Raw genomic sequence first — 10,995 nt, 5'->3', positions numbered from 1 at the left:
ACCTCCTGTCTGTTGTGGGGGAAGGTGAGGCCGGCGTCAGGCGTGCGCGGTGTACTCGAACCCGAACTGCGCGCCGAGCTTCGCGAAATCCGCCTCTTCGCGGACGGTCGCCTCGGCGATATTGACCGTGACGCCGCTGCTCGACGACGACGGCGCATCAACGCCGTACATCGGCGCCACCGTCACGTAACCGCCCGACCCGTAATCGCCTGCGATCATGGATCCCGAGCCACCGGTTGACCCGCCGCCGCCAGCGCTGGCAGCAGCCGAACCCGCCGCTTTCCTGGCCGCAGCGACGGCTTTGCTGATGATTCCCTGGGCGGTAGCGACGACGCTGGACAGCATCGATTGCATGCCCTGGGAGAGTCCCTGCATCGTGTACTGGCCGATCTCAGCCATGACGACGGACGGCGACTTGATTTTCAATTCACGTTTCACTGCGGTCACCAGCGCCTTAACGATTTTCGTCATCAGCGCATCGGTTTTTTTCAAACTCTCTTCAAGGCCCTTAAGGTAGCCGTCGCCTGCCTTTTTCCCGGTGTCATACATCGCATCAGCACCGGCTTTTCCGACCTGCGTAGCGACCTTATTGATCTGCGTCTGAGCCTTATTGATCGCCTTGATTTCGGAGCCGTCCGCGCCGACCAGCATTTCCGCCATGCTGGCCCCAGCCTCGGGACCGGCCTGGATGATCTGCCGGAGGGTCTCTTTGTTTAGGCCGCTCTTGGCGAGAGCGGTCACGTTCGCCGCGAAATCCTTCAGCGCCTGAACGCGATTCTTGAGGCCATTGATGACGTCATCAACGCCCGCACCCTCCTGGAGATTCAGGCCCATGATGCTGGCCCATTCCTTGGCATCGCCAGCAATGGTCTTGGCCGCTTCCTTGGCGGCGCCAAGCTGGGACACGAGGGCCTCGCGCTCGGCCGCCAGAACTTCGAGGGACGCGTTACCGCCCTTGACGAACTCCAACAGCCCGTCCGCCACATCAGGCTGAGACTTGAAAGCGCTCTTGATCTGCGAGACCAGCGTCTTGACCGTCTCAGTGGCCCGGCCGCCCTCCGCAGTGAGGCCCTTGATCAGGCCCTGCACAGTCAGCTTCCCGATCTCGTGCATGACCGTCGAGGGCTGACCGCCAGGCCCCGCGCCGGTCCCCGTGCCGGTCGCGGTCTTGGCCGTGCCGATCACCTGGGATGCGACGGTACTGACCGCCGCTGTGGCCGCGCCCTTGACGGCGGCGATTCCATTGGCCAGGCCGGTCGTCACCATCTGGCCGATACCGTCAAAGATTTCGCTCGGCGAGTGCGTATCGAACACACTCTGGGCGGCGTTGATTACGCTCTGGCCGACACCCTTGACCGCGCTGACCGCGTCCGAGACTTTGGATTTCACGCCATTTATGAGGCCATCGATCACGTCTTTGCCAGCCTGGAGCAACCACGTGCCCGCTGCGGAAAATTCGGCCTTGATCTTGCCGGGAACGCCCTTCAGCCACGTAATAAGCTCGGTCGCTTTGTCGGTGGCCGCAGACTTGATGCCCTCCCACTTGCTAGACGTATCGCTCTTCAGGTTCTCCCAGCCGGACGAGAAGAACCCAGCCACCGTACCCGGGACGCCTTGCAGCCATTCCACGGCGGCATTCGCTTTGTCGGTGGCCGCCGACTTGATGCCTTCCCATTTCTCGGAGGTCAGCGTTTTCACGCTCTCCCATCCGGTGGAGAAGAATTCGCCGACCTTGGCGGGCGTCTGGCCGATCCAATCGGCTATCTCGGTTGTTTTAGTGGACAGCCATTCGCCTATGCCGTTCCAGATTTCTACCGTTTTGTCCTTGACCGCCGTCCAGCCTTCAGAGAAAGTCGGCCCTACGGTGGTGGAAAACCAGGTGGAAAGCTCGTTCCAACCCGCCTCCAGTTCAGCGGGAGACGGAAACATGTCCTGGATAACGAACATGGCGTGTTCGCCGAGGCCCGCCCACATGTCTTCCCAGCTACGCCCCCACCGATCAGCGTCCGCTTTCGCTGTGTCGCCGAGGGTCTTTCCAGCCGTCGCAACGGCGTTCTCGAATCCGCCGACGGCTGTCTTGGCGCTGTCCAGATTCAGGGCGTTCAGCGCGCCCGCCATGTCCTCGGCTTTGGTCCCGAACAGCTCGACGGCCAGCCTCGACCGCTCGGCGGGGTCTTTGACCGCGCTGAGCCGCTCAAGGATCTGCCCGAGCGCTTCCCTGGCCTTAGGGCCGCCCTTGGCGAACGCGTCGGCCATCTGCTGCGCGTCGAGGCCCAAGGACTTGAGCGCGCCCTTGGCGCTGAGGTCCTTGACCCTGATGTCCAACTCTTTCAGGCCATCGGCCACGGTGTCCGAGTCGCGGGCACCGGCCTTCAGGCCCTGCGCCATCAGCCCGAGCGCGTCCTCAGCATTCAGGCCGAGATCACGAAAAATGGTGCTGTACTCGTTGAAGGTGTCGAGCAGGTCACCCGACTTGTTCACGCCCTCCTGCTGGCCACGCACAAGGACGTCGAACGCATCCTCAGCGCTGGGCGCGAGATCGTTCCGCATGATCTGAGACACGGCGCGCGTGACAGCGCCCACGTCCTCATCCATGGTCCGACCGACCGTCATGGCCTGAGCGGTCATGTCCTTCAGCGCGTCATCGCCGAGCTTGCCAGCCCCGTCGATGTCCTGGATCACTCGGGCCAGAGCGGCAGTGACCTCACCCAAGCTCTCCCCGTACGCGTCCGCGTACAGATCGCCCGCGATCTTGCCGAGCCGCTCCGACTCCGCACCGAAAGCACCGACCTTCACGGCCAACTCAGCAAACAGATTCTCCCGTTCGAGGGAGGTCTTGATGCCGTCCACGATCGCGCCGCCGATCGCGGCACCAGCCGCCGCGGCCACGCCGATCGCGCCGGCCTTCAGCCCTCCGATCAGGCCAGCACCGACGCCGGCCATCCCGCCGCCGCCACCACCCCCGCCGCCGCCGGTGCCGTCCTCGACGCCATCGCTGAACCGGCGCCCGGCGTCCCGGCCAGCGTCATGCGCCGTACGCTCGGCCCCCTCCAGCCCCGCCTCAAGGCCGTCAACCAGCTCCCGGCCAGCCCGCCGCCCCGACTCGCGGGCGTCGTCGTCCATGCTCGCGAACGCTGCATCGACCTCGGCCTCAAGCTCGGCGGCGAACTTGTCGGCATCCTCCACGATCGCGGCGAACGCGGCGTCGAGCTCCGCCTCCAACTTGTCGAGATCCGCGATGGCCTCGGTGGGGTCGAGGCCATCGGACAGGGCCCGCTCGATGTCCGCCATGCTGCGAGAGACGGTGGACTCCATGGCTGCGGTCTTGCTGCTGGTCGTGGACTGCAACTTGTCCAGCGCCGTGCCGGCCTTGTTCAGCTCGGACGCGAAACCCTCGTCCTGGAGATCGATAAAGCCGACCAGCTCACCAACGGTGAGTCCTGCCACGAGAGATCACCACCCCTCGTGTGTGTCAGATGGTGTCGATGAACGCCGCCGCATGCTCGCCGGAAAGCTCGATCGGCAGGTTCGCGGTGATACGGCGGTAGATGGAGTTCGGCGACAGGTGGATCAGCCGGACCCAGAACGCGCGCCATGTCAAGGCCGCGATGTCCTTGGGGAGTAGGCCGTACTCGCGGTGGAAATCAGCCTCGATCGCGCCCCAGTAGCGGCGTATCCGCCGATCATCTGGGGTCAGGCTTTTCCCTCGTCCTCGCCCTCAGCCTCTTCGTCCTGCTCGCGCGTCATGACAAAGTCGTACGCCTCCTGGAACGTCAGCGGCTGGCCCTTGCCGTGGCTGAGACCCCAGTGCAGGACCGTGCGGAACTCCCTGCCGCCCATGCCCGCGGCAACCCACTTGGTCAGCACGTCAGTGCCGAACAGGGAAGCGAGCAGCGCAGCGAAATCCTTGTCGCTGTCGGAGTTCTTAACCTTCTTGGCTTTGAACTCGAACGACATCGGGATGTCCTGCGGAACCCTGACCCTGACGCCGCGGATGACCACAGTCCGCGCCTGGCCGAGAGCCTCGGCCTCCTTGCGCGTGGCCTCATCCCAGAACGCATCCCAGGACGCGAACTCGTCGGCCTGCTCGTCGTCTGGGGTCTCGTCAATCTCGTGCTGCTCGCTCACGGAGTCACCGCCGCCGTGGTGGTCTTGCCGCTCTTGACGATCGTGGCGCCCCACGAAACCTTGTCGTTGTTGCCGCCGCCAGCCTCACCCAGGCTGAAAGTGCAGGTCCAGATGCGCCAGTTCGGCGAGGTCGGATAGCGGAAGCGGATGCGGCCAAGGCTGTCAAACGCCACCTTGTCCTCACCCGCCATCTCCTCCACGCGGGCACGCCCGACCGGGAGCGCGCCAGTGTCGGAATCCTGCAGCGCCTGACCCTCCAGCTCCATGCTGGCGCCACGCTGCATAATCTCGACCTCGGCCGCGCCGTCCGACTCGAAATCGGTGGTCTCGACGGTCTCCTCCGACTCGGCCGGATTGACGGTGGCGGTCGTCAGCTTCTCGATCGGCAGCCACGTGTCCGGAGTGCTGGCCTCGACCTCAATGATGATGTCGCGCGCGTTGATGCGCCGCTGAGCCATATTCGCCTCCTCAAAGGCGGTTGGGCGTGGGCCGGTCAAGGTCCACGCGGAAGTTGCAGGTGTACTCGTGCCGGCCGTTGCCGTCGGTGCTGATGTAGACAGGGCCGCCGTTGACGCCGATGGCGAGTTGCAGCCACGTCCCGCCCGGGGTGAGGTAGCGGTCGCCCAGGCCGTGCACGAGGTCGTACACGGCCTGGGCGCGCTGCTCAGCGACACGAGCGTCCGTCGAGGTGCCGCGTACGCGGACCTGGATCGACGGCTCGTCCCAGCCGAGCGCGGCGTCGGACTCGCCGCCGCCGTACAGAGCAACAGCCATGGCCACGTCCGGGGCAGGCGGCAAGACCGTGTGGAAGATGTCGCCGCCGGGCAGGCCCTGGGCGTCGTACGAGCCCGCGCCGAGCTCGTCGAGCAACGCGCAGAACTCCTCAAGCAGCGTCACCGGAGGGACCGCCGGATCTGCGCCGCGACCAGCTCAAGCATGGTGTCGCGCTCCTCGCGGAGCGGCCCCTCCAGATACTTGGCCGACCGGCCCTCGTCGTGCTTGAGGGTCATGTCCTCGTGCTGACGCACGGCGTAAGGGGTGTCGTACGAGACGGCACCCTTGAGATTCTTCTCGTCGATCGACGGCACCCCGGAGTCCGAGAGGGTGGACTCCTCAAGGGGAACGATCTTCCGGGACTCGCCGAGCAGGTGCTCCAGAGCGATGCGCAGGCCCTTCACAGCGCCGTCCTTCTCTTTGGCTGTGATGGCCTTGATGTTGAGCTTCAGCCGGGCAGACTTCGGCACGCCCCCACCTCCCTCCAGGTCAGGTAAGGGCAACTTCGAGATGCGACGGCACCCGCAGCCGCCCGCCGTCATGGCGAGCGTTGGTGATCGCGATTGCCGTGCGGCCGTCCGGCAAGGTCACCCGAGACCCGACCGGGCAGGTCACGGTGAGCTGGACACGGATGGTGGCCTCGCTGATGACCTCGGTCCCGGACGCCGAGCGGACGCGCCGCCGCCGTTCATCGACCAAGGCCCGCACCGGGGCCGCCGGCCCCCAAACGTCACCGAACGAGCCGCTACCGAGGTACGGCTCTATCTCGATGTCCTGGCCAAGCTGCGTGAGCATCCACCCTGGGATGCGCCCACGAGCCATCACGAGTCCCAGGTACCGACGCCATGCAGGCTGAACCCGGCGCCGGAAAGGATCTCAACCGCCTCACGCGATATGCGGGTGTCGGCCATGCCGCCGCCCGGGGCCGCGCCGCGCGAGTAGCTGATGCTCCCCGCGCTGACGCTGGTCAGGTTGCCGCCCGCGCCGGTGCCGTCGTCGTCGCCGGCCTCCCACCACTCGACCAGGGCACACGCGCAGTCACGGAGGGCGTCGCGCTTGTCCTGGTCAGTGGGGTAGCCGTCGGCGTCGGTGCTGTAGACAGCCGTCTTGAGCAGCCGGTTGTCGATCAGCCGTGACGCGCGGGCCAGCATCCGGGCCGCCCCCGACGGCACCGGGTCAGGATCGAGCCAGTCGGTCAGGTCGGCCTCGGTGGCGTAGACGCGAGACAAGGGGACACACCCCCTGTCAGGTGTCCACCACGGCGACCGTCACGCTGGTCGGCGTGGTTCCGGTGTAGTTGAGGTGGACGGTCCCGTCCGACTGGCGGCACTCCTGGCCCAGCACAGGCAGCAGGAGAGCCTCACCAGCAGGCACGGCGAAAGTGGCATCCCCGATCGGCAGCGCAAGCGGGCCGACCGTCCCCGGGGTGGGGACCGTCACCGTGAGAACGGCGTCATCCCCGTTGGACACCCACGCGTGCCTGCGCGGCGCCCACGGGAACGAATTCCCGTCCGTGAGCTGCGCAGCGACGGCGGTGTCCGCCAGGTTGAGCCCAGCCGCGCCCACGATGGCCGGCGTCAGAGCAGTGCGAGCCATCCGGGGCCTACCGGGCGGCCTTGGCCGCTGGCTTGGCGGGTGCCTTGGGCTCCTCCGGCTTGGGCTTGGGGTCGTTGCCCTCGCCCTGGCCCTCGATCTCCGGAGTCTGCTCGGACCCCTCTCCCCCCGCCTTGGCCTCGGCCTTGGCGGGGGTCTCCTCGACGACCTCGACGCTGTAGCCCTTGCGCCGGAAGTAGTCGAGCGCCGTACCGGCCTCGTCCTCAGCCACCCGGGCAACGCCCTTGTGGAAGCCGACGCCGCCCACGGTGCCGCTGTAGTCCGCCGACGGGGCGGTGATCTTGTAGAAGCGCATGGTCAGGCCGCCACCTTCACGTTTCGCAGGACGCCGCACGACTTGGTGTTGCGGAGCACGACCGCGCCGGGACCGACCTCGATCTCCCCGGTCTTGACGGCACCCGCCGTGGAGAAGTCCGGCAGCCATGACCGAACGAACGGCCTGCCCGCCATGGTCGCGCCGTGGAACGAGTCCAGGCCGAACGTGACCGCGAACAGGTCGGTTAGGCCGGTGATGTTGGTGCCGGAACCGGCGCCGTCCGGGTCACGGGTCTCGATCGGGATGATCGGGCCGGTCCCGAGAGCGTTGTCGCCGGCGTCGATGAGAACCCAGTCTCCGTACCGCTCGATCTGCCGACCAAGCGAGTCCTTCTCGCTGGTGTAGATCGACGCCCACCGGGCGAGCGCCCGCAGACGCGCGATGCTCTTGGTGTTGCCGATGATGGCCTTGACGCCGGGCGGCAGCGCGCCGGGGGCGCCGAGGTCACCAGAGCCGGTCTTGCTCGGCACGATGCTGGACAGCCACTCGTCCACCATGTCGAGCCTCTGGTTGGCCTTGACCTGGCTGTCCACCGTGGCGACGGTCCAGTCAACGTACTTCGTCGCGTCCGCGGGAACGTACTCGGTCGTCGAGCCGACGAGGAGCTTGTCCAGGCCGTCGAACCCGTTCGTCTCAACGGCGGAGTCACCGTTGATGATCGCGTCCTGAAGCTTGACCATGGTCCCGACGAGCATCTGCTGCATCTGGAACGCAACCTCGGCGGTCTGCGCCGGGCCGAGGCCGTCGAGCACCCGGTCAACCTCAAACGCGCCGCCGAGGGGCTTGAGACTGACCGTCTTCTGCTCGCGCTCGGCCACGCCGGGCGTGTACTCCGAGTTGATCGCTCGGAACGCACCCGCCCTGGCCGTCTTGAGCAGGGTGTAGCCGTACACCAGGGACGCGCCGTTGGTGCCCGGGGTGACCGTGTCGTCCCAGACGATCTGGTCGCCGAGCCACGAGTACCGCCTGAGGTTGTCGATCACCTCGTGGTCAATGTCGTTGCGGGCGTTGACCTGCGCCTGCGCCAGAGTAACGGGCACGGGGCCCTCCTATCAGTTGTAGTGATTGCCGATGGCCCCGGCCAGGCCGCCGGCGGGCTTCTTGGAGCCGCCACCGGGGGCGCCGGGGATGTCGCCGCCGCTGCGGGGCACCTTGGGCTTGGCCTCGGCCGCGGCGAGCTTGGGGTTGGCCTTGACGGCGTCCTTGATCGCGTCCTTGACGGCGGTGGCGAACCCGTCGTCGGCGGGGTCGAGGGCGTCGAGCGCCTTGAGGAAGCCGCGGCTGTCGAGCAGCGCGTCAGCGTCACCGCCCGCCTTGCCCGCAGCGCGGTACACGGCCAGCTCGACGCGGGCCGAACGGAGGTCGCCCTCAGTCGTGCTGAGCTTGGTCGTCAGCGTCTCGACGACCGCCTTGGGGTCCTCGTTCTTGGCCTTGACACCGATCGCCTCAGCGATCTTGTCGAGCAGCCCCTTGGCGTCAGCGGCGGCCTTGTCGGCGTCCCGCTTGTTCTGCTTGGCGCGGCTCTCCTGCTCGCGCGCCTTCTTCTTCCAGAACTCCAGGTCGTCGCTCTTGCCCTTGCCGTCGTCCGGCTTGCCGTCGTCGGCTTTGTCCAGGCCGTCGGCGGGGGCGTCGGTGTCGGGCTTGTCGTCGGCGTGCGGGTCCGTTGCGGTCCCGTCGTCCTGCGCGGTGGAGTCGTCGGGCATCGTGCTGCCAGGAGAGGTCATGCGGATACTCCCGTTTCGGGATGGATGGGTGTTCGCCCGTTGCGGGCAAGGCCCGCCCGTTGCGGGCGGGAAGATCAGGGGTTGGCGCTCAACCGCAGGCGGGAACGCTCCAGTGTCGCCACACCGGCCCCACGGGGCGCGGGCGGCACAGATGCCTCAACGGCGCGCGAAAGGGGCGCACGAGGGCGCACAGGCGCGCGGGGGTGGAAATGCGAACGCCCCGCCGATCACATCGACGGGGCGTTGAAAAGAAACGGTCAGCCGGTCAGGTCCACCGCATCAGCGGCGGGCGGACGCTCGGCCAGGTAGGCGCGTACCCACACCTGCGCAAGCGCGCGAGACGCGTCATCCGGCCGGCCGGTGTACGGACAGCTCGTCATCGGCGCACGGCGACGCGCGGCGAACCGGGCGGCGGTCTGGGCGGCGCGTGTCTGCGCCTCAGTCAGGCTCATATGCCCGCGCCTCCCATCTCCTGCGTCGTCCGGGCCGCGCGCCGGTCGGACTCGCGGTCGAGCACCTGCGCCCGGAACTCCGTGAGGGTCATCCGCTGGTTGGAGTTCCACCAGCGCCTGAGTTCCTCCGAGGCGTACCGGCGGGCTCGCGAGGTGGGGCCAGAGAACAGGCTCAGCGGGTCAATTCCTGCCCGCTCGCCCTCCTTGTTCAGGAGGAACCCGTTCGTCGCGGCCTCAGCCTGGAGCCACTGCGTGTGCACCCAGTCACGGTACAGACGAGCAACCGTTTGATCAAGAGTTTCTCCCGACTGACGCTCGGAATCGAGCGCGGCGCGGCGTTCCTCGCGGCGCAGGGCCTCGGGGTCGAGGCCGTGCACGTCGGCGTACGCCTCGACGTAGTCCCAGCCCTGCGAGACCAGGTCGTCAACGCGCTGCTCGTCGGGGGTGCGCTCGTCGTTGAACGTCCCCCACGAACCACCCTCCTGGGCGGGCTGCTCGTCCTGGCCGGCGCCGTCGCGGCGGGCCATCTCGACCGCAGCGCGCTCGATCTCGGCCTCGTCGCCGTCGGCGAGCGCACGGTTGAACCGCTCGGCGAGGTCCTCATCGCCGAGGGCGCGGTACTGCTCGTCGCTCAGTCGCCCGCGCTTGGGTTCGGGCTTGATGTCGTCGAGGCCGAGCTGTCCGGGCACGCGCGGGGCGGCGGGCGCCTCGCGTGCGGGCTCGGGCTCAGGTGCAGGCCGTGACGTCGGGAGCGGTCGCTCCGCGCCGGTGATGTCGAGCTGACGTGCGGGCGTTTGGTCGCCGACCGCGCCGCCCTCGGGGCCGCGGCGCGTGGGGATGTTGCCCGCTCCGGGCCGCTCCCTGTACGGCAGCCTCTTGAGCTTGGGGTTGGCCTTGAGGTGGTCACGCATGACGCCCTGCCAGTCGCGTACGCGCTGCTCAGCGTCCTTCTTGGCCTCAGGGGTCAAGGCCGTTTCCGCGCGCTCCTTGTACTTCCGGATCGCCCGCTCGATGGCGCGCTGCCGCTCCCGAGCCTTGTTCCCCTCAGGGTCCTCCGTGCTGGTAGGCAGCTTGGTCACCCCAGGCAAGTACGCGCTGATGGAGTGGCGGCAGTTCGGGTGATGCAAGCCCTTCTCACGCGCCTCGTTCAGCGTGGCGACCACGGTGACCGTGACCATCTCGCCGTCGCGCGTCGAGTGCTCAACCTGCACCTCGCCTGCTCGCGCGCCCGCACCGATGGACAGCACCTTGCCCTCGTACGGGCGGCACAGGCGGCACTCCTGCGTCACGTTCTGCACGTAGATCAGGTCAAGCCCGACCTCGGCAAGCCTCGCGTTGTGGGCCTCGACGGCCGCCCGCTTCACGTTCGTGCGGGTCATCATCTCCGCGTACGCCGAGAGCGACCAGCGACGGCCACGGCTGTCTGTGAACGACGTTATGCCCTTGTCCATCAGGCGCTGCCACACCGCCTGAGCAGCCTGCCTGCGAGTGAACGCCCCGCTTGCGATGCGGGCCGCAGACTCGGTCTGAACCGCCCGGTACGCGTCGAGCACGTTGCGCAACACGTTCCTGGAGACGTGCCCCATGTCCGCGTGGAGCGCGCCTGCGAGCCGCTCCACGGTGGCCACGTTCGGCACCGTCTCGGCCGCCGCCGCGGCATCCTGCCCGATGCCCGACCTCGGGAACCACTGCTCGGGCAGATCGGTCAGCGCGCCACCGCGCCCCGCCGCGTAGGCGTCCGCGATGGCCTGCCGAATGGCCGGCGCGCTGCGCTCCTGCATCGCGGCCTGAATCGCCAGCGTCGAGCGGCGCAGCTTGGCGAGCGCGTCGGCCTTGTCCCTCAGCGGATCAGCGGCGAGCCCATCACGCAACCGCGCGGCCAGCGCCCGGTTGACGGCTGACTCGACCGACCGGAACAGGTCAGCCACGGTCGCGCTGATCCGGTCGAGTTGGTCCTCATCGATGGCCACGCGACCACCGCCCCGCG

At 67.7% G+C, this 10,995-nt stretch carries 14 protein-coding genes; all 14 read right to left on the bottom strand.

Annotated features, from left to right (window positions below):
- Positions 1-36 precede the first annotated feature (36 nt).
- Positions 37-3,447 carry a phage tail tape measure protein gene (locus tag AB0I81_RS40235; protein WP_360668572.1) on the bottom strand — a complete coding sequence of 1,137 codons (3,411 nt, stop codon included), beginning with the start codon at positions 3,445-3,447 and terminating at the stop codon, positions 37-39.
- Positions 3,448-3,472: 25 nt separating this feature from the next.
- Positions 3,473-3,601, bottom strand: a complete 129-nt coding sequence (locus AB0I81_RS40230) for a hypothetical protein (protein WP_360668569.1) — start codon at positions 3,599-3,601, stop codon at positions 3,473-3,475.
- Between the two features lie 92 nt (positions 3,602-3,693).
- Complete coding sequence (locus tag AB0I81_RS40225; protein WP_360668566.1) at positions 3,694-4,128, bottom strand: hypothetical protein; 435 nt, start codon at positions 4,126-4,128, stop codon at positions 3,694-3,696.
- A complete protein-coding gene (locus AB0I81_RS40220; protein WP_360668563.1) occupies positions 4,125-4,586 on the bottom strand; it encodes a hypothetical protein in 462 nt (153 codons plus the stop codon). Before AB0I81_RS40220 ends, AB0I81_RS40225 begins: the two co-directional genes overlap by 4 nt.
- Before the next feature lie 10 nt (positions 4,587-4,596).
- Entirely contained in the window at positions 4,597-5,025 is a 429-nt protein-coding gene (locus AB0I81_RS40215) for a minor capsid protein (RefSeq protein ID WP_360668560.1), read from the bottom strand.
- A complete protein-coding gene (locus AB0I81_RS40210) occupies positions 5,022-5,372 on the bottom strand; it encodes a hypothetical protein (RefSeq protein ID WP_360668557.1) in 351 nt (116 codons plus the stop codon). Before AB0I81_RS40210 ends, AB0I81_RS40215 begins: the two co-directional genes overlap by 4 nt.
- 19 nt (positions 5,373-5,391) lie before the next feature.
- Positions 5,392-5,697: a hypothetical protein gene (locus AB0I81_RS40205; RefSeq protein WP_360668554.1), complete on the bottom strand. Its 306-nt coding sequence runs from the start codon at positions 5,695-5,697 to the stop codon at positions 5,392-5,394.
- A 26-nt stretch (positions 5,698-5,723) separates the two neighbouring features.
- A complete protein-coding gene (locus tag AB0I81_RS40200) occupies positions 5,724-6,131 on the bottom strand; it encodes a hypothetical protein (RefSeq protein ID WP_360668551.1) in 408 nt (135 codons plus the stop codon).
- A 16-nt stretch (positions 6,132-6,147) separates the two neighbouring features.
- A complete protein-coding gene (locus AB0I81_RS40195; RefSeq protein ID WP_360668548.1) occupies positions 6,148-6,498 on the bottom strand; it encodes a hypothetical protein in 351 nt (116 codons plus the stop codon).
- A 7-nt stretch (positions 6,499-6,505) separates the two neighbouring features.
- Positions 6,506-6,811 (bottom strand): hypothetical protein, encoded by a 306-nt coding sequence (locus tag AB0I81_RS40190; protein ID WP_360668546.1) that lies wholly within the window; start codon positions 6,809-6,811, stop codon positions 6,506-6,508.
- Between the two features lie 2 nt (positions 6,812-6,813).
- Positions 6,814-7,872 carry a major capsid protein gene (locus AB0I81_RS40185; RefSeq protein WP_360668543.1) on the bottom strand — a complete coding sequence of 353 codons (1,059 nt, stop codon included), beginning with the start codon at positions 7,870-7,872 and terminating at the stop codon, positions 6,814-6,816.
- A 12-nt stretch (positions 7,873-7,884) separates the two neighbouring features.
- On the bottom strand, positions 7,885-8,556 hold the full coding sequence (locus tag AB0I81_RS40180) for a hypothetical protein (protein WP_360668541.1): 672 nt from the start codon (positions 8,554-8,556) through the stop codon (positions 7,885-7,887).
- Between the two features lie 257 nt (positions 8,557-8,813).
- Positions 8,814-9,008 carry a hypothetical protein gene (locus AB0I81_RS40175; RefSeq protein ID WP_360668538.1) on the bottom strand — a complete coding sequence of 65 codons (195 nt, stop codon included), beginning with the start codon at positions 9,006-9,008 and terminating at the stop codon, positions 8,814-8,816.
- Positions 9,005-10,978: a phage minor capsid protein gene (locus AB0I81_RS40170; RefSeq protein ID WP_360668536.1), complete on the bottom strand. Its 1,974-nt coding sequence runs from the start codon at positions 10,976-10,978 to the stop codon at positions 9,005-9,007. Before AB0I81_RS40170 ends, AB0I81_RS40175 begins: the two co-directional genes overlap by 4 nt.
- Between the last annotated feature and the right edge of the window lie 17 nt (positions 10,979-10,995).

The sequence above is a fragment of the Nonomuraea sp. NPDC050404 genome (assembly GCF_040655495.1).
In the GTDB taxonomy this organism is placed as follows: Bacteria; Actinomycetota; Actinomycetes; order Streptosporangiales; family Streptosporangiaceae; genus Nonomuraea.
Note: the sequence above shows the minus strand (reverse complement) of the source record. Positions and strands in the feature narration are given on the sequence as shown.

Coding starts and splice junctions, on each gene's coding strand:
- AB0I81_RS40205 (WP_360668554.1), bottom strand. CDS start 5,697: ATGCTCACGCAGCTTGGCCAGGACATCGAGATAGAGCCGTACCTCGGT.
- AB0I81_RS40180 (WP_360668541.1), bottom strand. CDS start 8,556: ATGACCTCTCCTGGCAGCACGATGCCCGACGACTCCACCGCGCAGGAC.
- AB0I81_RS40220 (WP_360668563.1), bottom strand. CDS start 4,586: ATGGCTCAGCGGCGCATCAACGCGCGCGACATCATCATTGAGGTCGAG.
- AB0I81_RS40190 (WP_360668546.1), bottom strand. CDS start 6,811: ATGCGCTTCTACAAGATCACCGCCCCGTCGGCGGACTACAGCGGCACC.
- AB0I81_RS40175 (WP_360668538.1), bottom strand. CDS start 9,008: ATGAGCCTGACTGAGGCGCAGACACGCGCCGCCCAGACCGCCGCCCGG.
- AB0I81_RS40195 (WP_360668548.1), bottom strand. CDS start 6,498: ATGGCTCGCACTGCTCTGACGCCGGCCATCGTGGGCGCGGCTGGGCTC.